The sequence below is a fragment of the Nocardiopsis potens DSM 45234 genome, from assembly GCF_000341105.1.
In the GTDB taxonomy this organism is placed as follows: domain Bacteria; phylum Actinomycetota; class Actinomycetes; order Streptosporangiales; family Streptosporangiaceae; genus Nocardiopsis_A; species Nocardiopsis_A potens.
This window is the reverse complement of the sequence record NZ_ANBB01000022.1, coordinates 86,939-110,206: the sequence shown is the minus strand read 5'-3', so window position 1 is coordinate 110,206 and position 23,268 is coordinate 86,939. Positions and strand designations below refer to the sequence as shown.

Below are 23,268 nucleotides of genomic sequence, written 5' to 3'. Positions count from 1 at the left end.
GCGTACACGATGACCTGGGCGTCCGCTAAACGGAGCGGTCGCCGCTGATCGGTCGGTGTCCGCGTGTTCCCCGGAGGGGCGCCGTCGGCGTGCCTCCCCCGCCGGGAATGCTCGAACGAGTATAACCCGGCCCCGGGTCCGCGGGCGTCGCGCGAAGTCGGCGGGGGGTCCTACGGTGGGACCCGCGGGGCCGCACAGGCCGTGGCACGCGGGCGGTCCGCGAACGCGGGAACGCCCAGGGACCGGGAGGGGAACCGGTGGTCGTTCAGGACGAACCGCTGCGCACGACGCAGGGCGGGACGGCGGCGAAGAAGCTCGCCGCGGAGTTGGACCTGCACACCGCGGGCGACCTCCTGCGCCACTACCCGCGCCGGTACGCCACCCGCGGCGAGCTCACCGACCTGGCCTCGCTCGCCGAGGGGGAGCAGGTGACGGTGGTCGCCGAGGTGCTCAGCGCGACCCGCCGGGACCTGCGCGGCGGCCGCGGGCCGCGCAGCCTGCTGGAGGCGGCCATCACCGACGGAACCGGCCGGCTCACCCTGGCCTTCTTCCACAACACCGGCTACCACCTGCGCGAACTCCGCCCCGGGCGGCGCGGCATGTTCGCCGGCAAGGTCTCCACCTACCGGGGCAAGAAGCAGCTGGCCCACCCGGTCTACGAGATGCTCCCCGACGACGGCACCGGCGAGGGGCGCGCCCAGGAGTTCGCCGAGCGCCCGATCCCGATCTACCCCGCGACCAAGGGCGTGTCCTCGATGGACATCACCCGCTGCATCGCCGCGCTGCTCGGCCCGCGCGGCGGCGACCCCGGGATCGACGACCCGATGCCCGCCGAGGTCCGCGACCGGCAGCGCCTGATCGGCCTGGGCGCCGCGCTGGAGAAGATCCACCGCCCCGACGACATGGCCGAGATCGGCCCGGCCCGCAAGCGGCTCAAGTGGGACGAGGCGTTCGTGCTCCAGCTGGCCCTGGCGCAGCGGCGCCGGGCGGCCGAGGAGGTCCCGGCCCGCCCCCGGCCGCGCCGCTCCGGCGGCCTGCTCGACGCCTTCGACGCCCGGCTCCCGTTCGAGCTCACCGACGGCCAGCGCGAGGTCGGCGAGTCCGTCGCGGCCGGCCTCGACTCCGCCCACCCCATGCACCGCCTGCTCCAGGGCGACGTCGGGGCGGGCAAGACCCTGGTCGCGCTGCGCGCGATGCTGCAGGTGGTCGACGCCGGCGGGCAGGCGGTGCTGCTCGCCCCCACCGAGGTCCTCGCCCAGCAGCACCACCGGTCGATCACGAAGATGCTGGGCCCGCTGGCCGAGGCGGGCCGGATCGGCGGCGCGGAGGAGGCCACCCGGGTGGCGCTGCTCACCGGCTCGCAGGGGGCCGCCGCCCGGCGCGAGGCGCTGCTGGAGGCCGCCTCCGGCCAGGCCGGGATCGTGGTCGGCACGCACGCCCTGCTCCAGGAGCACGTCTCCTTCGCCGACCTGGGCCTGGTCGTGGTGGACGAGCAGCACCGGTTCGGCGTGGAGCAGCGCGACGCCCTGCGCGAGAAGGCCGCCGAGGGCCGCCCGCACGTGCTGGTGATGACCGCCACCCCCATCCCGCGCACCGTGGCCATGACCGTCTACGGCGACCTGGACGTGGTCTCGCTCACCCAGCTGCCCGGCGGCCGGGCGCCGATCTCCACGCACGTGGTGCCCGCCCGGGAGAAGCCGCACTACCTGGCCCGCGCCTGGGAGCGGATCCGGGAGGAGGTCGCCCAGGGCCGCCAGGCCTACGTGGTCTGCCCGCGGATCGGCGGCGACGCCGGGGCCGAGGAGGAGGGGCCGGACCGCACCGACGCCCCCGACGAGGGCGCCGAGGCCCAGGCCGACCGGCGGCCGCCGCTGGCCGTGCTGGACGTCGCCGCGGAGCTGGCCGCGGGGCCGCTCTCCGGGCTGCGGGTGGAGGCCCTGCACGGCCGGCTCGCCCCGGACGAGAAGGAGGCGGTGATGGGCCGGTTCGCGGCGGGGGAGACCCAGGTGCTGGTCGCCACCACCGTGATCGAGGTCGGCGTGGACGTGCCCAACGCCTCGGTGATGGCGATCCTGGACGCGGACCGGTTCGGCGTCTCCCAGCTGCACCAGCTCCGCGGCCGGGTCGGCCGGGGCTCGCTGCCCGGGCTCTGCCTGCTGGTGACCGACGCCGAACCGGACGGCCCGGCGCGCGAGCGCCTGGCCGCGGTCGCCGCCACCACCGACGGCTTCGAGCTCTCCCGGGTCGACCTGGAGCAGCGCCGCGAAGGCGACGTGCTGGGCGGGGCCCAGTCCGGCCGGCGCTCCTCGCTGCGGCTGCTCACCCTGCTCCGCGACGAGGAGCTGATCCGCCGGGCCCGGGAGGAGGCCGGCGCGCTGATCGGCGCCGACCCCGAGCTCAAGGAGCACCCCGGGCTGGCCGCCGCCCTGGAGGAGATGCTCACCGAGGACCGCGCCGACTACCTGGAGAAGACCTGAGGCCCGTGCCGTCCCGGTGCTCTCGACGCCGCGGCCCTGCCAGAGCGCTCTGGCAGGGCCGCGGCGTCGAGAGCACCGCCCGCGGGCGGCGGGCGGACGGGGGCGTCCGGGTCCGGGCGCGGGTAGCGTTCTGGGCATGAGCCGCATCATCGCCGGCGCCGCGGGCGGGCGCCGGATCTCCGTTCCCGACGGGCGCACCACCCGCCCCACCAGCGACCGGGCCCGGGAGGCCCTGTTCTCCTCGGTCCTGTCCGAACTGGGCGGCCTGGACGGCGCCCGGGTGCTCGACCTGTACGCCGGGTCCGGGGCGATCGGGCTGGAGGCGCTCTCCCGCGGCGCCGCCCACGCCCTGATGGTGGAGGCGGACCGCAGGGCGGCGGCGGTGATCCGGCGCAACATCGAGGCGCTCGGCCTGCCCGGCGCCCTGCTGGCCGCCGACCGGGTGCGGCGGGTGCTCTCCCGCGGGCCCTCCGGCGGCGGGTACGACCTGGTGGTCGCCGACCCGCCCTACGCCGTCTCCGAGGAGGAGGTCGGCGAGGTGCTGGCGGCGCTCCGCGACGGCGGCTGGCTGGCCGAGGACGCCCTGGTGGTGCTGGAGCGCTCGGCCCGCGGCCCGGAGCCGGTCTGGCCGGAGGGGTACACCGGTACCAGGGGGCGCAGATACGGAGAAGCCGCACTTTGGTACGGTCGCGCCGCGAGTCACCACGAATCCACCCCGGCCGCGGGGCACAATTCCGGGTGAGGCGGTACCGGCCGCCCGCCCGCAGGAGAGGAGAGCGGTCGCCGTGCGCCGAGTCGTCTGTTCCGGATCCTTCGACCCCGTCACCAACGGGCACATCGACATCATCGGCCGGGCCGCGCGCCAGTACGACGAGGTCGTCGCCGCGGTGCTGAACAACGTCAACAAGAAGGGCCTGTTCAGCGTCGAAGAGAAGCTGGAGATGCTGGAGGAGGGGACCAAGGGCTTCGGCAACGTCTCGGTCTCCACCTTCGACGGGCTGCTGGTCGACTTCTGCCGGGAGAACGGGGTGGACATGATCGTCCGCAGCCTCCGCTCGGTCAGCGACTTCGACTACGAGCTGCAGATCGCCCAGATGAACTACAAGCTGGCCGGGGTGGAGACCATCTTCATGACGGCCAACCCGCAGTACTCCTTCCTCAGCTCCAGCCTGGTCAAGGAGGTCGCCCAGTACGGCGGCGACGTGAGCAGCCTGGTCACCCCGTTCGTGGAGGAGCGGCTGCGGCGCAAGTACGCGGCCCGCCGGTCCGCCGCGGACTGACCCGCCGCGCGGGGCGGGCGCGGCGGCGCTGATTTGGGCAGGACCAGTGCCGATCGCTAGAATCCAGGTTCGGCCGCTGCACACCCGACCGGTACGGGGAGCCGCGGCCGGCGAGATAAAGGTCCCCTCGGCCCCGGTGCACCGGGCCGACTCCACGGAAAGCGCGATCACACTGACTCGACTCGACCCCCGCTCCCCGTACGTGGTCGACACCCGGCCACTGGGGCGGCAGCCCGGCTCCATGAGGACCGCCACCCGCGTGGTCCCCGCCCCCGGTTCGCTCGCGGCCGGGACCTCCGCCATCCCCGAGGGGTCGGAGATCGAGCTGGACTTCCGGCTGGAGGCGGTGATGGAGGGGGTCCTGGTCACCGGCACCGCCGAGGCCAGGTACGAGGGTGAGTGCGCGCGCTGCCTGGACCCCGTCTCCCACTCGTTCGAGGCCTCCTACCAGGAGCTCTTCCGGTACCCGGAGGAGGACGCCTACGGCCGCGCCGAGGACGTCCCGGACGAGGAGGAGGGCGAGGAGGACTACTATCTTGAGGGAGACCTGCTCGATCTCGAACAGGTGCTCCGCGACGCGACGGTGCTCGCGTTGCCGCTCTCGCCGCTCTGCCGGGAAGACTGCCCCGGCCTGTGCGTCGAGTGCGGGGTGAAACTCGCCGAGGCCGGTGCGGACCACGGCCACGGCGAGCGCGTCGATCCCCGGTGGGAGGCGCTGCGGAAGCTGGGCGGCTCGTCCGGCGACGCTTGAGTTCGCGCTTGAGTTCGCGTTCGGCGGCCTGAGGCCCCTCCCGCTCCGCGGGAGGGGCAGGCGGGCCGCCGTCGGAGCGTGCATGGTGGACCCCGCGCCCGCGGGGTGACCCGGTAAGTGAGCTCCCGCGCCCGCGGGGGTGACCCAGGAGGATTGAAGTGGCCGTCCCGAAGCGGAAGATGTCGCGGAGCAACACCCGTACCCGCCGTTCGCAGTGGAAGGCGTCGCGCCCGTCGCTGGTGAACTGCCCGCGCTGCCGCGACCCCAAGCTGCCGCACACCGCGTGCCCGACCTGCGGCACCTACAACAACCGCCAGGTCGTCAACCCGGCCTGACCCGCGGTCCCGCGGGCCCGCCCCGGCGCCGGGGCGGGCCCGCTTTTTCGGCTGTCCGAGGCCGGGACGGGCAATAGGCTCGTCGAGTACATGTGAATAAGCTTGGGACCGCGCCGATCCGGGCCATCCCGAGGTCGCGGTGGCCGCCGGCAGCGGGGCCCTCCCGCCGTCTGTGCGCAGCAGCGGCGGCCACCACGCCTTCGAGCGACCCTGGACGGCGCGGTCGCGGCCGCCGCGCTCCCCGCCCGGGGAGGGCCCGCGGGGCCGCCGGAGACCAGGGGAGTGTGACGACCAGTGGCCTTTCAGATCAGCGCGGCCGAGGCGCGGGAGTTCAAGCGGGCGGTCGGTGTCGAGATCAGCCCGGAGGTGCTCAGCCGGGCCCTGACGCACCGCTCGTACGCCTACGAGAAGGGCGGGCTGCCCACCAACGAGCGCCTGGAGTTCCTGGGCGACTCGGTGCTGGGCCTCATCGTCACCGACACGCTGTTCCGCAACCACCCCGACCTGCCCGAGGGGCAGCTGGCCAAGCTGCGTGCGGCCGTGGTCAACATGCGGGCCCTCGCCGACGTGGCCCGCGGCCTGCGCATCGGCGGGTTCATCCGGCTGGGCCGGGGCGAGGAGGGCACCGGCGGCCGGGACAAGTCCTCCATCCTCGCCGACACCCTGGAGGCCCTGATCGGCGCGGTCTACCTGGACCTCGGCCTGGACGCCGCCTCCGAGCTGGTGCACCGGCTGTTCGACCCGCTCATCGCCACCGCCTCCGGGCTCGGCGCGGGCCTGGACTGGAAGACCTCGCTGCAGGAGCTGACCGCCTCGGAGATGCTCGGGGTGCCCGAGTACCACGTCGACGAGAGCGGCCCCGACCACCAGAAGACCTTCCGCGCCACGGTGCGCGTCGCCGGCGACGACTACGGCGCGGGCGAGGGCCGCAGCAAGAAGGAGGCCGAGCAGCAGGCCGCCGAGTCGGCGTGGAAGGCGATCAAGGCGCGGGCCGAGGCGCGCGCCGCCGAGGCCGGCGGGCAGCAGGGGCGGGCCTGAGGTGCCCGAGCTCCCCGAGGTCGAGGTGGTCCGGGCCGGCCTGGAGCGCTGGGTGGTCGGCCGCGCCCTGGGCCCGGTCGAGGTGCTGCACCCGCGCTCGGTCCGCCGGCACGCGGCCGGCGCGGCCGACTTCGCCGGCCGGCTCGCCGGGCGGACCGCCGTCTCCGCCGACCGCCGCGGCAAGTACATGTGGCTCACCCTGGACTCCGGCGATGCGCTCCTGGCGCACCTGGGGATGAGCGGCCAGCTGCTGGTGCAGCCGGGCGGCGGCCCCGACGAGCGGCACCTGAGGGTGCGCCTGGGCCTGCCCGCCGACGGCCGCGAGCTGCGCTTCGTCGACCAGCGCACGTTCGGCCACCTGATGGTCGCACCGCTGGTGCCCGCGGCCGGCGGCGGCGCGCTCCCGGACGTGATCGCGCACATCGCCGCCGACCCGATGGACCCGCTCTTCGACGACGGGGCGTTCACCGCGGCGCTGCGCCGCAAGCGCACCGAGATCAAGCGGGCCCTGCTGGACCAGTCCCTGATCAGCGGGGTCGGCAACATCTACGCCGACGAGGCGCTGTGGCGCAGCCGGCTGCACTGGGCCCGGCCCGCCTCGGGGCTGCGCCCGGCGCAGGTCGCCGAGCTGCTCGGGCACGTGCGCGCGGTGCTCGCCGAGGCGCTGGCCGAAGGGGGCACCTCCTTCGACGGCCTCTACGTCGACGTGAACGGGGAGAGCGGCTACTTCGAGCGCGGGCTCAAGGCCTACGGCCGCGAGGACGAGCCGTGCGAGCGGTGCGGGGCGCCGATCCGCCGCGAGCCGTTCATGAACCGCTCCTCCTACAGCTGCCCGCGCTGCCAGCCCCGCCCGCGGGGCGCCGCGGCCGGCGCCCGGGCGGCCGCCCGGCGGTAGCCGCCGGCGGACCCCCGCGCGGCCCCGGGGCCCCGGGGGGCGCCGGGGACCGCTGCGGGCGGGGAGGACGGGGAGAAGTGCGGGACGGGATCCGGGATCCGCGGGGAACGGGGGACGAGATGGGCGCCGACGGGGAGCCGGTGCGGCTGACGGCCTGGGTGCGCGGCCGGGTGCAGGGGGTCGGGTTCCGCTGGTGGACCCGGGCCCGGGCGCTGGAACTGGGGCTGACCGGCGCCGCGACCAACCTGGCCGACGGCAGGGTCGAGGTGGTGGCGGAGGGCGGCCGGGACGGCTGCGCGCGCCTGCTGGAGCTGCTGGAGGGCGGCGGGACGCCCGGCAGGGTCGATTCGGTGGTGCCGCGCTGGGGCGAGTACCGGGGTTCCTTCACCGGTTTCGCCGAGCGGTGAGTATCCTGGTTCGGTGACGCGGTCCGCGGGCCGCCCCGCACGACTCTCCGCGAGGCGGGGAGGGGGCGCCTTTCAGGCGGATCGTGCGCCGTTTCCTGCCCTGGTCACGGCGCAGTTACGTACAGTTCCTTACAACCTTGACCGGTGACGTTCGCGGTGAGACTCTGGAAGACAGACCGCGCTCCGAGACCCACGAGGAAGGCGGCGCGACTCTGCCCGCCGTGGCTCATGGGCGCGTGAACCTCATCTGGTCACTCAATGTGGAGGACCCACATCATGGCGAAGGCTCTGTTCGGCCACGTCGGTGGTCCTGACCCGCGTATGGTTCAGGAGATGCGACGGCTGCAGAAGCGGGTACGCGACCTTGAGGACGAGATCGGGCGGCTGCAGGACAGCAACGATCGCCTGTCCGAGGCCATGGCCGAGGTCGCGGTGAACGCGACCGAGCGCGAGCCCGCTCTCGCCTAGCGACCCGCGGTACGCGACGCACCACGGCAAGGGGCGCCCGAACAGAACGAACCCGGCGTCCCTCGGGTGCACCTCCGGGAACGCTCCACCACACCCCCGGTGCCCCCCTTCCGCGCAGAGCAGCCCCCGGCAGACCCGGTACGGCGGAACCGCCCCCTCACGGCGGCCCGCGGGCGCATCCGCGCGGCGGAACGTGCAGGCGCCCCGCCGTGCCCGATCGCGCTCTACGCAATTCCGACCCTCTTGACGACCCCGACCCTTTCACGGTCGGTGTACCCCGGGACTTTTCTCACAATCCTTGCCCGGAGGGCGGACTCTCGGACCCGATGCGGCCACCGCGAACCGCCGGTCGTGGCACCCTTGACTGACCGGTCGGGGGGCGGCCGGGGAGGTCGACCGAGTGAAGGGGCCCGGGGGTGTACCTGAAGAACCTGACGCTGCGCGGCTTCAAGTCCTTCGCCTCCGCCACCACGCTCCGCTTCGAGCCCGGGATCACCTGCGTCGTCGGCCCGAACGGATCGGGCAAGTCCAACGTGGTGGACGCGCTCGCCTGGGTGATGGGCGAGCAGGGGGCGAAGAGCCTGCGCGGCGGCAAGATGGAGGACGTCATCTTCGCGGGGACGTCCTCCCGCGCCCCCCTGGGGCGCGCCGAGGTCAGCCTGACCATCGACAACTCCGACGGCGCGCTGCCGATCGACTACACCGAGGTCACCATCAGGCGGACGATGTTCCGCAACGGCGGCTCGGAGTACGCCATCAACGGCGACACCTGCCGCCTCCTCGACATCCAGGACCTGCTCAGCGACTCCGGCATCGGCCGCGAGATGCACGTCATCGTCGGCCAGGGCCAGCTGGACACCGTGCTGCACGCCGGCCCGGAGGAGCGCCGCGCCCTCATCGAGGAGGCCGCCGGCATCCTCAAGCACCGCAAGCGCAAGGAGAAGGCGCTCCGCAAGCTCGACGCGATGCAGGGCAACCTGGACCGGGTCACCGACCTCACCGCGGAGCTGCGCCGCCGGCTCAAACCGCTGGGCCGCCAGGCCGAGCTGGCCCGGCGCGCCGCCGTCATCCAGGCCGACCTGCGCGACTCCCGGCTCCGGCTGCTCGCCGACGACATCGTCACCCTCAAGGAGGCCCTGGACAAGGAGGAGGCCGACGAGGCGGAGGTGCGCGGCCGCCGGGAGGCCGCCGAGCGGTCGCTCGCCGACGCCCAGCGCCGCGAGTCGGTGCTGGACGAGGCGGCCGCCGAGGCGGCGCCCGCGCTGGCCCGCGCCCAGGAGGCCTACCACGGCCTGTCCCGGCTCAAGGAGCGGCTGGACGCGGTGGCCGGGCTGGCCGCCGAGCGGCACCGCAACCTCTCCGCCGAGCCGGAGGAGCAGCGCACCGGGCGCGACCCCGAGGAACTGGAGCGCGAGGCCGAGGAGGCCGCCGCCCAGGAGGAGGAGCTGCAGTACCGGCTGGACGAGGCGCGCGCCTCGCTGGAGGAGGCCGTCGCGCGGCGCGCCGCCTCGGAGTCGGCGCTGGAGACCGAGGAGCGCCGGCTGGCCGCCGCGGCCCGGGCCGCCGCCGACCGCAGGGAGGGCCTGGTCCGGCTGCGCGGCAAGGTCGAGGCGCTGCGCAGCAGGCTCACCGCCAGCGAGGACGAGGTGCGCCGGCTGGACGACGCCGCGGTGGAGGCCCGGGAGCGGGCCGAGGCCGCCCGGCTGGAGCACGAGGAGGCCGCGGCCGCCGCCGAGGGCCTGGAGGAGGGCGACGCCGAGCTCGACTCGGCCCTGGAGGCCGCCCGCGCCGAACTGGAGGCGGCCGAGGCCGAACTGGGCGGGCTGCGCGCCGCCGAGCGCACCGCCGAGCGGGAGCGCGCCGCGCTCACCGCCCGGAAAGAGGCCCTGGAGATGGGGCTGGAGCGCAAGGACGGCGCGGCCGCGCTGCTCGGCGCCGGCGAGCGGCTGCCCGGCCTGATCGGCTCGCTGGCCGCGCTGATCGACGTCGAACCGGGCCGGGAGACCGCGGTCGCCGCCGCCCTGGGCGCCGCCTCCGACGCGGTCGCGGTGGACCGGCACGGCACCGCCGAGGCCGCGCTCGCCCTGCTCCGGGAGGACGACGCCGGCCGCGCCGGGATCGTCGTCGCGGACGCCCCCGGAGGCGCCGGGCCCCGCTCGCGGTGGCCGGAGCCGCCGGAGGGGCTGCGCTACGCCCGGGACGCGGTCACCGCCCCCGAGGCGCTGGACGCCGCCCTCACCGCCCTGCTGGACCGGGTGGTGCTGGTGGCCGACGCCGCCCAGGCCCGCTCGGTGCGCGCCGCCGACCCACGGCTGAGCTGCGTCACCGCCGACGGCGACGTGTTCGGGCCGGTGCTGGTGCGCGGCGGCTCGGCGTCGGCGCCGAGCCTGCTGGAGGTGCAGGCCGCGGTGGAGGAGGCCGGCGAGCGGATCGCCGCCGCCGCCGACGAGTGCGAGCGCGCCGCCGCCGGGATCGCCGGCGCCGAGGAGCGGCGCGCCGCGGCCAAGGCCGCCCTGTCCGAGCTGGACGCCCGCCGCCGCCAGGCGGACAAGCGGCGGAACGAGATCGCCGGGCGCCTGGGCAAGCTGGGCGGCCAGGCGCGCGCCGCCGAGGCCGAGGTGGAGCGGTACGCGGCCGCCGCGGCCAAGGCCGCCGCCGGGCGCACCGCCGACCTGGACCGGCTGGCCGATCAGGAGCGGCGGCTGGCCGCCGCCGAGGCCGAGCCGGCCGAGGACGCCGAACCGGACACCGGGATCCGCGACGAGCTGGCCCTGGAGGCGACCGAGGCGCGGCGGCTGGAGATGGAGGCCCGGCTGGCGGTGCGCACCGCCGAGGAGCGGGCCCGCTCCATCGCCGGGCGCGCCGACGGCCTGCTCCGCCAGGCCGAGGCGGAGCGGGAGGCGCGGCGCCGCGCCGAGGAGCGGCGCCGGCTCCGCGCCGAGCAGTCCCGGGTGGCCGAGGCGGTCGCGCAGGCGGCCGGGCTGGCCCTGGAGCGGATCGGCTCCTCGCTGGCCGAGGCGGACACCCGGCGCGCCGCGGCCGAGCGGCTCCGCGCCGAGCGCGACGCCGAGCTGAAGACGGTCCGGGCCCGGGTCCGCGAGCTCTCCGTCGAGCTGGAGAAGCTGGTCAACGTGGTGCACGGCAGCGAGGTCGCGCGGGCCGAGCGCAGGCTCCGCCTGGAGCAGCTGGAGACCCGCGCCCTGGAGGAGATGGGCGTGGAGGTGCCGGTGCTCGTCGCCGAGTACGGCCCGCGGGTCCCGGTCCCGCCGCCGCCCGGCGCCGAGGGGGAGGACGCCGTCCCGCTGCCCTACGTCCGCGAGGTGCAGGAGAAGCGGGCCAAGGAGGCCGAGCGGCAGCTCAACCGGCTGGGCAAGATCAACCCACTGGCGCTGGAGGAGTTCGCCGCCCTGGAGGAGCGGCACTCCTTCCTCAACGCCCAGCTGGAGGACCTCAAGAAGACCCGGCGCGACCTGCTCACCGTGGTCAAGGAGGTGGACGACCGGGTGCAGGAGGTCTTCTCCGCCGCCTACACCGACGTGCAGCGCGAGTTCGAGCAGATCTTCGCCCGGCTGTTCCCCGGCGGCGACGGCCGCCTGGTGCTCACCGAGCCGGAGGACATGCTGGCCACCGGCGTCGAGGTGGAGGCCCGCCCGCCCGGCAAGCGGGTCAAGCGGCTCTCCCTGCTCTCCGGCGGCGAGCGGTCGCTGACCGCGGTCGCCTTCCTCGCCGCGATCTTCAAGGCGCGCCCCTCCCCGTTCTACGTGATGGACGAGGTCGAGGCGGCCCTGGACGACACCAACCTGCAGCGGCTGCTGCTCATCTTCGAGGAGCTGCGCTCCTCCTCGCAGCTGATCGTGATCACCCACCAGAAGCGCACCATGGAGGCGGGCGACGCGCTGTACGGCGTCACCATGCAGGGCGACGGGATCTCCAAGGTGATCAGCCAGAAACTGGACCGCGCCGCGGGCTGAACCCCTTTTCCGCGTTGCCCTAAAGTGGACACCACGGCCCGAGTGCCCCGCAGGCGGGGCGCCGGGCCGCGGCACCGACCGAGCGAAGTCCGGCGGGCGGCCCCGCCGCCCGGTGATCCGGCGCTGTCCCGCAACTGTGACGCCCGCCGAGAGGCGGGACGAGCCAGGCCGCCTCGCCGGTGCCCGCGACCACTGTCCTCGTGGAAAGGGCGGGTCCGCACCCTGCGGGCTGGGCACCTTCCACCCTCGACGAAGGAGTCCCGTGCGCATCGCACGCCTGGCACCGGCGGCCCTGCTGCCCGCCGTTCTCGTACTCACCGGCTGCGGCGGCGGCGAGCAGCCCGCCGAGGACAAGGCGGAGGGCGGCGGCGCCTTCCCGGTCACCGTCACCGACGCCCGGGGCGAGGTCACCCTGGACGCCCGCCCGGAGCGGATCGTCTCGCTCTCCCCGAGCTCCACCGAGATGCTGTTCGCGGTCGGCGCCGGCGAGCAGGTCGCCGCCGTCGACGAGTACTCCAACTACCCGGAGGAGGCGCCCACCACGGACCTGTCCGGGTTCACCCCCAACGTGGAGGCGATCGCCGAGGAGGACCCCGACCTGGTCGTCCTCGCCCGGGACGCGGAGGAGACCGCCGACCAGCTGGAGAAGATCGACGTCCCGGTGCTGGTCCTGGACGCCGCGCAGACCTTCGACGACACCTACGCCCAGATGCGGCTGCTCGGCGAGGCCACCGGCAACGCAGAAGAGGCCGACACAGCCGCCGGCGAGGTGCAGAGCGAGATCGAGGAGATCGCCGCCGAGACCAAGGAGAGGCTCGGCGACGAATCGCCCACCGTCTACCACGAGGTCGACGAGGGGATGTACTCCGCCACCTCCGACACCTTCATCGGCCAGGTCTACTCCGAGCTGGGGCTGACCAACATCGCCGACCAGGCCGAGGGCGCCGCCGAGTCCGGCGGCTACCCGCAGCTCTCCCCGGAGTTCATCGTCGAGGAGAACCCGGACCTGATCTTCGTCGCCTACCCCGGCGACGACGCCGTCTCCGAACTGAAGAAGCGGGACGCCTTCGACACCGTGACCGCGGTCAAGGAGGACGGCGTGGTCCAGTTCGACGAGGACATCGCCTCCCGGTGGGGGCCGCGCATCGTCGACCTGGCGCAGAGCGTCTCCGACGCGGCCCTGGCCGCACAGGGGGCCTGATCGGGGTGAGGGGCCGGAGAGCGGCGGCGTGGGCCTGGTTCGCCGGCGCGGCCGCCTTCCTCGCGGCGGCGCTCCTGCTCGGCGTCGCGGCCGGCTACGCCTCGATCACCCCCGGCCAGATCGCCGGGACGCTGGTCGCCAAGGCCGTGCCGGGGATGGAGCCCCCGCTGAACGACCGGCAGCTCGCGGTGCTGGTGGAACTGCGCCTGCCCCGGGTGGTGCTGGGGGCGATGGTGGGTGCGCTGCTCGCCGTCGCCGGCGCCGCCTACCAGGGCGTCTTCCGCAACCCCCTGGCCGACCCGTACCTGCTCGGGGCGGCCGGGGGCGCCGGGCTCGGCGCCACCCTGGTGATGGCCTTCGGCGCGGCCTGGTTCGACGGGCCCCGCGCCATGGTCCCGGTGGCCGCCTTCCTCGGCGCGCTGCTCGGCGTGGCCGCCGCCTACCTGCTGGGCCGCTCCGCCGGGCGGAACGGCACCGCCTCCCTGGTGCTGGCCGGCGTCGCGGTCTCCTCCTTCCTGTCCGCGGTGCAGACCCTGGTCCAGCAGATGCGCATCGACGAGCTGCAGCGCATCTACGCCTGGCTGCTCGGCGGGCTGTCCAAGGGCGGCTGGGAGGACGTGGCGATGGTCGCCCCCTACGCGATCCTGGGCACCGCGGTCGTGCTGGTCTGCGGCCCGCTGCTGGACCTGCTGGCCCTGGGCGACGAGAAGGCGGTCAGCCTGGGCCTGAACACCACCGCGGTGCGGCTGGTGGTGATCGGCGCCGCATCGCTGGCCACCGCGTCGGCGGTCGCGGTCGCCGGGCTGATCGGGTTCGTCGGCATCGTGGTGCCGCACGTGGTGCGCCGCCTGGTGGGCACCGGCTACCGGCTCATCCTGCCGATGTCGCTGCTGTGCGGGGCCGGGTTCCTGGTCCTGGTCGACGTCCTGGCGCGCACCGTCATCGCCCCGGCGGAGCTCCCGCTGGGGGTGGTCACCGCCTTCCTCGGCGCCCCGTTCTTCATCGTGATCCTGCGCACCACCCGGCACCGCGCGACCTGACCGGGCCCCGGGCGTGACCGGATCGCGGCCGGTGGTCTGCGAAACTGGTCTGCGCCACGCCTTCCGCCCCCGACCAGGCCGGGCCTGCGGCCGAACGGGCGCGGCGCCCCGCGACGAGGGGCGGTGCCACCGACGCGTCCCACTTCTCGACCGCGGGCCGGGGGACCTCGCAAGGAGACTGATGGACTACACGATCTTCGCCGTTGCCGTATTCGTCGTCGCCCTCCTGGTGTTCGGCGGCGTCTTCCTGATCAGGCCGAGGCGCCCCGGAGGCGGAGCCGACCAGCCCACCGGCGAGGGGCAGAGCGCCACCGCCACCGCGACCGCGGAGCCCGAGGCGCCGGAGAAGGAGGCCGAGCCGGCCGAGCGGGTCGACGTGACCGAGGGGGCCGAGCACGCCCCGCCGGCGGAGCCGGAGCCCGCCGCGCCCGAGATCGAGACGCCCCCGCCGTCCGCCGGCCGGCTGGTCCGGCTGCGCGCCCGGCTGGCCCGCTCGCAGAGCGTCTTCGGCCAGGGCCTGCTCACCCTGCTCTCCTCGGACAAGCTGGACGACGACGCCTGGGACGAGATCGAGGACACCCTGATCACCGCCGACATCGGCGTGACCTCGGCCTCCCAGATCGTCGAGAACCTGCGCACCAAGGTCAAGGTGCTGGGCAGCCGCACCCCCGAGGAGGTGCGCGGCCTGCTCCGCGAGGAGCTGCTCGCGCAGATCGGCACCGAGACCGACCGCACCGTGCACACCGGCCCGCACGGCGACCGGCCGGGCGTGGTGATGGTCGTCGGGGTGAACGGCACCGGCAAGACCACCACCACCGGCAAGCTCGCCCGGGTGCTGGTCGGCGACGGCCGCAGCGTGGTGCTGGGCGCCGCCGACACCTTCCGCGCCGCCGCCGCCGACCAGCTGGAGACCTGGGGGAGCCGGGTCGGCGCGCCGGTCGTCCGCAAGGACGAGGGCGCCGACCCCGCCAGCGTCGCCTTCGACGCGGTCTCCCGCGGCGTCGAGGAGGGCGCCGACACCGTCATCGTGGACACCGCCGGCCGGCTGCACACCAAGACCGGGCTGATGGACGAGCTCGGCAAGGTCAAGCGGGTGGTGGAGAAGAAGTCCCAGGTGGACGAGGTGCTGCTGGTGCTGGACGCCACCACCGGGCAGAACGGGCTCCGCCAGGCCCGGGTCTTCGCGGAGGTCGTCAACATCACCGGCATCGTCCTCACCAAGCTGGACGGCACCGCCAAGGGCGGCATCATCGTCCAGGTCCAGCGCGAGCTCGGCGTCCCGGTCAAGCTGGTCGGCCTCGGCGAGGGCCCGGACGACCTGGCGCCGTTCGACCCGGAGGGCTTCGTCGACGCGATCCTCGGCGGCGCGGAGGAGGACTAGCCCGCCGCACCGGGCGCGCAGCACCGGGGCCGGCCTCCCAGCAGGGGGGCCGGCCCTTCGCCGTCTCCGGGGCCGGGCGCCCCTCCCCGGCCGGCCCGCGCGGGCCCGCGTCACCCGCCCGTAACGCGCGGACGAGGTGTTTTACCGCCGCGCAACAAGCCCAGAGCGGTGGGGAAACACGGCGGGCGGACAGTGATCACCGAGGCGTTCACGCGGTGCCCGACGACGTGCTCGCGCCGTCCGCCGGCGGATCCCCGCATCCCCCACCCGTTTTCCCTGCAGGCCGTTCAAGGAGGCGACCCATGGAAGGGCTCGACACGGGCACCACCGCGTGGCTGCTGATCAGTGCCGCTCTGGTGATGCTGATGACGCCGGGGCTGGCGTTCTTCTACGGAGGCATGTCCCGCGCCAAGAGCGTGCTGAACATGATGCTGATGAGCTTCGCCAGCATCGCGGTGGTCAGCGTGCTGTGGGTGCTGGTCGGGCACACGCTGACCTACGGCGGCGGCTCCGGCCCGCTGAGCCCGTTCATCGGCGGGCTCGACGACGCCGGGCTGAGCAGCATGATCGGCGAGATCGACGAGGAGGGCGGCTACCCGCTCCTGGTCGACGCCGGCTTCCAGATGATGTTCGCGGTCATCACCGTCGCCCTGATCAGCGGCGCCATCGCCGACCGGGCCAAGTTCGGCGCCTGGCTGCTGTTCGTCCCGGTCTGGTCCCTGCTGGTCTACTTCCCGGTGGCGCACTGGGTCTGGGGCGGCGGCCTGGTGCAGATGCTGAACATCGGCGGCGCCGAGGTGATCGACTTCGCCGGCGGCACCGCGGTGCACATCAACGCCGGCGCGGCCGCGCTCGCCCTCACCTTCGTGCTGGGCCGCCGCAAGGGCTTCGGCTCGGAGTCGATGCGCCCGCACAACCTGCCCTTCGTGCTGCTCGGCGCGGCCCTGCTCTGGTTCGGCTGGTTCGGCTTCAACGGCGGCTCCGCCTACGCGGCGGACGCCTCGGCCGCCCTGGCGCTGGTCAACACCCAGGTCGCCACCGCCGCCGCGACCGGCGCCTGGATGCTGGTGGAGCGGCTGCGCTACGGCAAGGTGACCGCGCTCGGCTTCGCCTCCGGCGCCATCGCCGGCCTGGTCGCCATCACCCCGGCCGCGGCCGACGTGACCCCGGTCGGCGCGATCGCCCTGGGCCTGCTCGCCGGCGGCGTCTGCGCCTACGCCATCAGCTGGAAGTACCGGTTCAAGTACGACGACGCCCTGGACGTGGTCGGCATCCACATGGTCGGCGGGATCATCGGCTCCCTGGCGCTGGGGCTGCTCGCCTCCGAGGCCGCCGGCGACATCGACGGGCTGCTCTACGGCGGCGACGGCTACCTGCTGCTGGTGCAGCTGGTCGCGGTGGCCGGGGTGGCGCTCTACTCCTTCGTCCTCACCTACGCCATCGGCAAGGCCATCGACCTGGTGATGGGCTTCCGGATCCCGGTCCACGTGGAGACCAACGGCCTCGACGGCGAGCTGCACGCCGAGACCGCCTACGCCTTCGACGAACTGGACGAGTACGAGCTCTCCTCGCCGACGCCTCCGGGCGAGGAGGTGGCCTCGCGGTAGGCCCCGGCCCCCGCCGCTCAGCGCCGAGCGGCGGGGCCGGGCCGGTGACGCCGCGGGGCGGACCCTGGGCCGACGACGGGCGAGAGCCCGCGCCGGCCCAGCGGTGTGTCCGGGGGCGTCACCGGCCGGGAACCGGGGCGGCGCCGGAACTCCGGCGGATTCGTAAGCCGTCGTTTGCCAGGAGTGAGGGCGGGATTCGGTACCCTGGCACGCACGGAAGGGCCGGAAGGCGCCCGCGGCCGCTCGGCCGCGGCCGGTATCGCCTGGAGCGGCCCTCCGAGCCGCGCCCCGGAGCCCTCGGAGGCTCCCGCGCGTCCCGTGACCGACTGAAGAGAGCCCGACATCTCCGCGCACCCCGGAACGAGAGCCGTGCCGCGGGAGCGCCCGCAACGGGCCTGGAGGCAAGATGGCGCCGGTTAAGTCCAGCAGACGACGGTCGAACGGACCGCTCACCTATGCCGCGATGGCGGCTGCGGTCGCGCTCGGCGCGTCCGGCTGCTCCCTCGACCTGAGCGATCTGACCCCGGGCGGCGGGGAGGAGCCCAGCGCGACCGAGGCCGCCCCGGTCGACGCCGCGCCGGTGTTCGAAGGGGCCCTGGAGCAGCTGCGCTCCGCCCCGGCCGTCGCGGTCCAGGGCAAGGTCGCCGCAGGTGAGGGCAAGGAGGGCGTGAACGACACCGCCCTCACCGTCACCAGTGCCGGCACCACGCAGGGCACCTACAAGGAAGGGGAGAACGAGGCCGAGGTGCTGGAGGTCGACGGCCGCCTCTTCGTGAACGCCGCCGACGAGTTCTGGCTCGACCAGAGCATCGCCAACCCCGACTCCGGCGAGTACGCCGGGTCCTGGGTCCGGGTCGCGCCGTCGATGCTGGGGGTCGACCCCGGCGAGGTGCTGGCGCCGGACGCGCTCGCCGACATCCTGGAGGGGCTGGGGACCGCATCGGCCAAGGCCCAGCTGGAGGACCTGGACGGCACCCCGGGCTACCGCGTCGACCTGGAGGGCGGCGAGAAGAACCGGGTGTGGATCAGCGAGGAGGAGCCCTACCGGCTGCTCCGGATGGAGATCGAGAACCTCGCCCCGGAGGGGGAGGAGGGCTCCCGGGTCCAGCTCGACCTGACCCAGCCGGAGCAGGCCGACGTGGACAAGGTCTACGACGACGCGATCACCGCCACCGAGGAGGAGCTCACCTCCTCCCGGGACGCCCGGATCGCGCTGCAGTGGGACGGCCAGCTCCAGCTCGACTGCCAGACCGGCGGCCAGTGCACCATCTCCGGCACCGCCAAGGACGTCTCCGAGGGCAAGGGCGAGGGCAAGGTCATCGTCCGGCTCGACGCGACGTTCAAGAACGACGAGCTCGGCGAGAAGAAGTGCAACGCCTCCGAGGTGCTGGAGGCGGGCGGCAGCGTGGGCATCTCGTGCAGCGCCGACTACGCGCTGGAGCCCACCGAGCAGCCGCAGGAGTACGAGATCAACGCCAGCGGCCTGCTCTCCACCCGCGGGCTGAGCAAGTCGGCCGGCGAGGAGATCGCCAAGAGCCTGAAGGAGGCCAAGAAGGCCGGGGCCTCCGGCGGCGAGGCCTCCCCCGAGGAGGAGGGCGCCTCCGAGGAGCCCGCCGGGGGCGGCGGGAACTGACCCCGCCCCTCTGCGCCCCGGGCCGGCCGACCGGCCCGGGGCGCTCGCACGCGGTCCGAAAGGGGCCGCGACCGGGGGGCGCGCGACGGGCGCCCCGGCAGGTAACCTAGGAAGCCAATCCCGAGACGAAGGACTGGCCACACTCGTGTTCGAGACGCTCTCCGACCGGCTGACATCGGTCTTCACCTCGCTGCGCGGCAAGGGCCGGCTGTCCGAGGAGGACATCAACGCCACCGCGCGGGAGATCCGCCTCGCGCTGCTGGAGGCGGATGTCGCGCTGCCCGTGGTCCGCGAGTTCATCGGGCGGATCAAGGAGCGTGCGCGCGGCGAGGAGGTCTCCAAGGCCCTCAACCCGGCGCAGCAGGTCATCAAGATCGTCAACGAGGAGCTCGTCGAGGTCCTCGGCGGCGAGACCCGCGAGATCCGGTTCGCCAAGAACCCGCCGACCGTCATCATGCTCGCCGGCCTGCAGGGCGCGGGCAAGACGACGCTGGCCGGCAAGCTGGCCCGCTGGCTGGCCGCCCAGCGCAACACGCCGCTGCTGGTCGCCGCCGACCTGCAGCGCCCCAACGCCGTCACCCAGCTGCAGGTGGTGGGCGAGCGGGCCAAGGTCCCGGTGTTCGCGCCGCAGCCGGGCAACGGGGTGGGCGACCCGGTCGAGGTCGCCCGGGAGGCCGTCGAGCACGCGAAGCGGTCCAACCACAACGTCGTCATCGTCGACACCGCGGGCCGCCTCGGCGTGGACGCCGAGATGATGCAGCAGGCCGCGGACATCCGCGACGCGGTGCAGCCGGACGAGATCCTCTTCGTCGTCGACGCGATGATCGGCCAGGACGCGGTCAACACCGCCCAGGCCTTCCTGGACGGCGTCGGCTACGACGCGGTCGCCCTCACCAAGCTGGACGGCGACGCCCGCGGCGGCGCGGCGCTGTCAATCCGGCACATCACCGGGCGGCCGATCATGTTCGCCTCCACCGGTGAGAAGCTGGAGGACTTCGACCTCTTCCACCCGGACCGGATGGCCTCGCGCATCCTGGACATGGGTGACGTGCTGACCCTGATCGAGCAGGCGCAGCGCACGTTCGAGCAAGAAGAAGTCGACAAGATGGCCGGCAAGCTGGCCTCCGACGAGGACTTCACCCTCGACGACTTCCTCGAGCAGATCAGCATGGTCCGCAAGCTGGGCCCGATCGGCAACCTGCTCGGCATGATGCCCGGCATGGGGCAGATGCGGGACCAGATCAACAACGTCGACGACCGCGACCTGGACCGGATCACCGCGATCATCCGCTCGATGACTCCGGCGGAGCGGCAGAACCCCAAGCTGATCAACGGCTCCCGGCGGCTGCGCATCGCCAACGGCTCCGGCACCCAGGTCGGGGACGTGAGCGGCCTGGTCACCCGGTTCTTCGAGGCGCAGAAGATGATGCGCCAGATGAAGAACGGCGGGATGCCCGGCATGCCGGGGATGCCGGGCATGGGGGGCAACCGGAAGAAGGCCAAGGCCCAGGCGAAGAAGGCCAAGAAGGGCAAGCAGCGCAGCGGCAACCCGCTCAAGGCCAAGCAGCAGGAGGCGGAGAAGGCCGCCGAGCGGCAGCGCCGCCGCGAAGAGGGCGGCGACCGGCAGCAGATGCCGGACCTGCCCCCGGGCCTGGGCGGCGGGCAGCTCCCGCCGGCCCTGGGCGGAGGCAAGATGCCCGACCTCTCCGCGTTCAAGCTCCCCGAGAAGTGACCCTCCGCCCCGGGCCGGACTCCGGCCCGGGGCGGTGCCGTCCGGTGTGAGTTCGGGCGCACCGCGGCACCGGTCCGGCCGCCGCGGTCGGCCTCCGGGGGGCGGCGGGCGCGGATCGACCCGCCCGGAGCGGCCCGGACGCACCCGGTGCCGCCGCGGCTCTGGCATAATCGACGGTGCGACTCACGGCACCGGGCCGGCCCTCTACTTGCCCGGCGCCCACGTCCGGCCCGGGCGGCCCCCGCAACCCCACGCGGAGCGCCTTCCGGCACTCACATCGTCATAGCAGGAGAAACCACTCCGTGGCCGTCAAGATCAAGCTCAAGCGTATGGGGAAGATCCGTACGCCGCAGTACCGCATCGTCGTCGCCGACGCCCGCACCAAGCGCGATGGCAAGGCCATCGAGGAGATCGGCAAGTACCACCCGAAGGAGCACCCCTCCTTCATCGAGGTCAAGTCCGACCGGGCGCAGTACTGGCTGTCGCAGGGGGCCCAGCCCACCGACGCGGTGAAGACCATCCTGAAGCGCACCGGCGACTGGCAGGAGTTCAAGGGCCTGCCCAAGCCGCAGAAGCCGCTCCAGGTCGCCGAGCCCCGGGACAAGGAGGCCGAGGAGGCCGCCTTCCAGGCCGTGCTCAAGGAGCTCGTGCTGCCCGACAACGAGGGCAAGGGCAAGGCCAAGAAGTCCGAGAAGAAGGCCGACAAGGCGGCCGAGAAGCCCGCCGAGGCCGAGGAGAAGCCCGAGGGCGAGGCCTGACGTGCTGGAAGAGGCGCTTGAGCACCTGGTCAAGGGCATCGTGGCCAACGCCGACGATGTCCAGGTGAGAGCCCGCAGGCTCCGCAAGGGCAAGGTGCTCGAAGTCCGGGTCCACCCCGACGACCTCGGGAAGGTGATCGGCCGCAACGGCCGCACCGCCAAGGCGCTGCGGACCGTCATCGGCTCACTGGCCGGCGGCAAGTACGTCCGCGTCGACCTGCTGGACCTTCACGAAGTGCGCTGAACCGCGCGCCGGGGCGCCGATCCTGACGGGTCGGCGCCCCGGCGTCATGTCCGAAAGAGGGCCGAGCGGCCCCGGACCCGCCGGACCGCGCCCGGCACCCCTCGCCGAGGGGAAGGCGGCACACCGCCGCCCGCGCGGAACCATCGAGAGACGACTTGGGAGAGGGATGCGCCTCGTTGTCGGCCGGATCGGCCGGGCCCACGGAATCCGCGGCGACGTCGCGGTGGACGTGCGCACCGACGATCCCGTCCTGCGCTTCGCGGTCGGCGCCCGGCTGCTCACCGACCCCGAGCGGACCGGGCCGCTGACGGTGGCCGCGGTCCGGAGGCACTCGGGCCGGCTGCTGGTCCGCTTCGAATCGGTCGGCGACCGGGACGCGGCCGAGGCGCTGCGCGGCACCGTGCTGCTGGTGGACTCCGCCGAGATCGCCCCGCTGGACGACCCGGACGAGTTCCACGACCACGAGCTGATCGGGCTGCGCGCGGTCACCGCCGACGGGGCCGAGGTCGGCACCGTCGCCGACGTGCTGCACCACGCCCAGGACACGCTGGTGATCGACCGCGGCTCCGGCGCCGAGGCGCTGGTGCCGTTCGTCCGGGAGATCGTGCCCGAGGTCGACACCGAGGCCGGGCGGATCACCATCGACCCGCCCCCCGGGCTGCTCGAACTGGGCGCCCCCGAGAGAACCGACTGACCGCCCATGCGCATCGACATCGTCACCATCTTCCCGGACTACTTCGCGCCGCTGGAGCTCTCGCTCATCGGCAAGGCCCGGGCCGCCGGGATCCTCGACGTGCACCTGCACGACCTGCGCTCCTGGACCTACGACCGGCACAGCACCGTCGACGACACGCCCTACGGCGGCGGGCCGGGCATGGTGATGAAGCCCGAGCCGTGGGGGGAGGCGCTGGACGCCGTCATCGCGGCCGGCGCCGCGGCGCTCGGCCGCCCGGACGCGGTGCCCACCCTGGTGCTGCCCACCCCCAGCGGGGTGCCGTTCACCCAGGCGAAGGCGGGCGACCTGGCCGCGGAGCCGTGGCTGCTGTTCGCCTGCGGCCGCTACGAGGGGATCGACTCCCGGGTCGCGGAGGAGGCCGCCGGGCGGATGCCGGTGGTGGAGCTGAGCATCGGCGACTACGTGCTGGCCGGCGGGGAGTCGGCCACGCTGGTCATGGTCGAGACGGTCTCCCGGCTGCTCCCCGGTGTGCTCGGCAACACCGAGTCGGTCACCCAGGACTCCTTCGCCCCCGGTGAGATGGAGAACCTGCTGGAGGGGCCGGTCTACACCAAGCCGTCGGTGTGGCGTGGCCGGGAGGTGCCCCCGGTGCTGCTCTCCGGCAACCACGGGGCGGTCGACCGGTGGCGCCGGGACCAGGCGCTGCGCAAGACCGCGCGGAACCGCCCGGAGCTGCTGGACCGCATTCCGGCCGACCGCCTCGACCGCCACGACCAGGAAGTCCTCGAAGGCGTCCGGTTACAGGCCGGGCCCGAATCTATGGCAGACTAGACGAGTTGCCCCTGCCGTAGACGTTTGTCCGTACGCTGTCGGCTGTCGCCCACGGCCGCGGAGAATTCCGCCAGAGGCACACACTTCGACCCCGGCAGCAGAATCCGCCCGCGCGAACCGCAATGTCCGTCGCCGCGGCGCGCAACCGATGAGGAATCGCTGAGATGCACACCGCTATCCAGGAGCTTGAGAAGACCCAGCTGCGCTCCGACGTTCCCGACTTCCGCCCGGGCGACACGCTCAACGTGCACGTGCGGGTCACCGAGGGCAACCGGACCCGTGTCCAGGTCTTCAAGGGCGTCGTGATCCGGCGGCAGGGCCCGGGCGCCCGGGAGACCTTCACGGTCCGCAAGATCAGCTACGGCGTCGGTGTCGAGCGCACCTTCCCCGTGCACACCCCGGTGATCGAGAAGATCGAGGTCGCCTCCCGCGGCCGCGTCCGCCGCGCCAAGCTGTACTACCTGCGCGACCTGCGCGGGAAGGCCGCCCGCATCCGCGAGCGCCGCGAGCCGGTCGCCAAGTAGCCTCCGGCCGCGCCGGTTC

21 protein-coding genes are annotated in these 23,268 nt (G+C 74.1%); all 21 read left to right on the top strand.

The annotated features are described in order from the left end of the window. Positions 1-257: 257 nt before the first annotated feature. The 21 genes from recG to rplS all read left to right on the top strand — a co-directional run bounded on the left by recG (position 258) and on the right by rplS (position 23,249). Entirely contained in the window at positions 258-2,477 is a 2,220-nt protein-coding gene (gene recG, locus D459_RS0108685; protein ID WP_017592610.1) for an ATP-dependent DNA helicase RecG, read from the top strand. Between the two features lie 136 nt (positions 2,478-2,613). Next, a complete protein-coding gene (gene rsmD, locus D459_RS0108680) occupies positions 2,614-3,219 on the top strand; it encodes a 16S rRNA (guanine(966)-N(2))-methyltransferase RsmD (protein ID WP_017592609.1) in 606 nt (201 codons plus the stop codon). Between the two features lie 43 nt (positions 3,220-3,262). Further along, positions 3,263-3,757 (top strand): pantetheine-phosphate adenylyltransferase, encoded by a 495-nt coding sequence (gene coaD / locus D459_RS0108675; protein WP_017592608.1) that lies wholly within the window; start codon positions 3,263-3,265, stop codon positions 3,755-3,757. Between the two features lie 166 nt (positions 3,758-3,923). Beyond that, a complete protein-coding gene (locus D459_RS0108670; protein ID WP_026120197.1) occupies positions 3,924-4,508 on the top strand; it encodes a YceD family protein in 585 nt (194 codons plus the stop codon). A gap of 158 nt (positions 4,509-4,666) precedes the next feature. Continuing rightward, positions 4,667-4,843 carry a 50S ribosomal protein L32 gene (gene rpmF, locus D459_RS0108665; protein WP_017592606.1) on the top strand — a complete coding sequence of 59 codons (177 nt, stop codon included), beginning with the start codon at positions 4,667-4,669 and terminating at the stop codon, positions 4,841-4,843. Positions 4,844-5,137: 294 nt separating this feature from the next. Next, positions 5,138-5,881 carry a ribonuclease III gene (rnc, locus tag D459_RS0108660; protein WP_017592605.1) on the top strand — a complete coding sequence of 248 codons (744 nt, stop codon included), beginning with the start codon at positions 5,138-5,140 and terminating at the stop codon, positions 5,879-5,881. A 1-nt stretch (position 5,882) separates the two neighbouring features. Beyond that, positions 5,883-6,776 carry a bifunctional DNA-formamidopyrimidine glycosylase/DNA-(apurinic or apyrimidinic site) lyase gene (gene mutM / locus D459_RS0108655; RefSeq protein ID WP_017592604.1) on the top strand — a complete coding sequence of 298 codons (894 nt, stop codon included), beginning with the start codon at positions 5,883-5,885 and terminating at the stop codon, positions 6,774-6,776. Between the two features lie 119 nt (positions 6,777-6,895). Beyond that, positions 6,896-7,183 carry an acylphosphatase gene (locus D459_RS0108650; RefSeq protein ID WP_026120196.1) on the top strand — a complete coding sequence of 96 codons (288 nt, stop codon included), beginning with the start codon at positions 6,896-6,898 and terminating at the stop codon, positions 7,181-7,183. Between the two features lie 276 nt (positions 7,184-7,459). Then, positions 7,460-7,651, top strand: coding sequence for a hypothetical protein (locus D459_RS0108645; protein WP_017592602.1), 192 nt, complete (start codon positions 7,460-7,462; stop codon positions 7,649-7,651). A gap of 416 nt (positions 7,652-8,067) precedes the next feature. Then, positions 8,068-11,622, top strand: coding sequence for a chromosome segregation protein SMC (gene smc, locus D459_RS0108640; RefSeq protein ID WP_017592601.1), 3,555 nt, complete (start codon positions 8,068-8,070; stop codon positions 11,620-11,622). A gap of 262 nt (positions 11,623-11,884) precedes the next feature. Next, the gene (locus D459_RS0108635) at positions 11,885-12,823 is read left to right on the top strand and encodes an ABC transporter substrate-binding protein (RefSeq protein WP_017592600.1); all 939 of its coding nucleotides are present in this window, start codon (positions 11,885-11,887) and stop codon (positions 12,821-12,823) included. A gap of 5 nt (positions 12,824-12,828) precedes the next feature. Next, the gene (locus D459_RS0108630) at positions 12,829-13,863 is read left to right on the top strand and encodes a FecCD family ABC transporter permease (RefSeq protein WP_017592599.1); all 1,035 of its coding nucleotides are present in this window, start codon (positions 12,829-12,831) and stop codon (positions 13,861-13,863) included. Positions 13,864-14,044: 181 nt separating this feature from the next. Beyond that, positions 14,045-15,244 (top strand): signal recognition particle-docking protein FtsY, encoded by a 1,200-nt coding sequence (gene ftsY, locus D459_RS0108625; protein WP_017592598.1) that lies wholly within the window; start codon positions 14,045-14,047, stop codon positions 15,242-15,244. A gap of 302 nt (positions 15,245-15,546) precedes the next feature. Further along, a complete protein-coding gene (locus tag D459_RS0108620) occupies positions 15,547-16,851 on the top strand; it encodes an ammonium transporter (protein WP_017592597.1) in 1,305 nt (434 codons plus the stop codon). Positions 16,852-17,314: 463 nt separating this feature from the next. Continuing rightward, positions 17,315-18,484 carry a LolA-like protein gene (locus tag D459_RS0108615; RefSeq protein ID WP_017592596.1) on the top strand — a complete coding sequence of 390 codons (1,170 nt, stop codon included), beginning with the start codon at positions 17,315-17,317 and terminating at the stop codon, positions 18,482-18,484. A 145-nt stretch (positions 18,485-18,629) separates the two neighbouring features. After that, positions 18,630-20,216, top strand: a complete 1,587-nt coding sequence (gene ffh / locus D459_RS0108610) for a signal recognition particle protein (protein WP_017592595.1) — start codon at positions 18,630-18,632, stop codon at positions 20,214-20,216. Between the two features lie 302 nt (positions 20,217-20,518). After that, the gene (rpsP, locus tag D459_RS0108605) at positions 20,519-20,974 is read left to right on the top strand and encodes a 30S ribosomal protein S16 (protein WP_017592594.1); all 456 of its coding nucleotides are present in this window, start codon (positions 20,519-20,521) and stop codon (positions 20,972-20,974) included. Position 20,975: 1 nt separating this feature from the next. After that, the gene (locus D459_RS0108600; protein WP_017592593.1) at positions 20,976-21,218 is read left to right on the top strand and encodes an RNA-binding protein; all 243 of its coding nucleotides are present in this window, start codon (positions 20,976-20,978) and stop codon (positions 21,216-21,218) included. 166 nt (positions 21,219-21,384) lie between these two features. Beyond that, a complete protein-coding gene (rimM, locus tag D459_RS0108595; RefSeq protein ID WP_017592592.1) occupies positions 21,385-21,912 on the top strand; it encodes a ribosome maturation factor RimM in 528 nt (175 codons plus the stop codon). 6 nt (positions 21,913-21,918) lie between these two features. Then, the gene (trmD, locus tag D459_RS0108590) at positions 21,919-22,725 is read left to right on the top strand and encodes a tRNA (guanosine(37)-N1)-methyltransferase TrmD (RefSeq protein ID WP_017592591.1); all 807 of its coding nucleotides are present in this window, start codon (positions 21,919-21,921) and stop codon (positions 22,723-22,725) included. A 164-nt stretch (positions 22,726-22,889) separates the two neighbouring features. Continuing rightward, entirely contained in the window at positions 22,890-23,249 is a 360-nt protein-coding gene (rplS, locus tag D459_RS0108585; protein ID WP_017592590.1) for a 50S ribosomal protein L19, read from the top strand. Positions 23,250-23,268 lie beyond the last annotated feature (19 nt).

What these genes read in the sequence shown, in the direction of transcription:
- rplS (WP_017592590.1), top strand. Translation starts at nt 22,890, where the DNA reads ATGCACACCGCTATCCAGGAGCTTGAGAAGACCCAGCTGCGCTCCGAC.
- rimM (WP_017592592.1), top strand. Translation starts at nt 21,385, where the DNA reads ATGCGCCTCGTTGTCGGCCGGATCGGCCGGGCCCACGGAATCCGCGGC.
- D459_RS0108650 (WP_026120196.1), top strand. Translation starts at nt 6,896, where the DNA reads ATGGGCGCCGACGGGGAGCCGGTGCGGCTGACGGCCTGGGTGCGCGGC.
- ftsY (WP_017592598.1), top strand. Translation starts at nt 14,045, where the DNA reads ATGGACTACACGATCTTCGCCGTTGCCGTATTCGTCGTCGCCCTCCTG.
- D459_RS0108615 (WP_017592596.1), top strand. Translation starts at nt 17,315, where the DNA reads ATGGCGGCTGCGGTCGCGCTCGGCGCGTCCGGCTGCTCCCTCGACCTG.
- trmD (WP_017592591.1), top strand. Translation starts at nt 21,919, where the DNA reads ATGCGCATCGACATCGTCACCATCTTCCCGGACTACTTCGCGCCGCTG.
- D459_RS0108645 (WP_017592602.1), top strand. Translation starts at nt 7,460, where the DNA reads ATGGCGAAGGCTCTGTTCGGCCACGTCGGTGGTCCTGACCCGCGTATG.
- rsmD (WP_017592609.1), top strand. Translation starts at nt 2,614, where the DNA reads ATGAGCCGCATCATCGCCGGCGCCGCGGGCGGGCGCCGGATCTCCGTT.
- D459_RS0108620 (WP_017592597.1), top strand. Translation starts at nt 15,547, where the DNA reads ATGGAAGGGCTCGACACGGGCACCACCGCGTGGCTGCTGATCAGTGCC.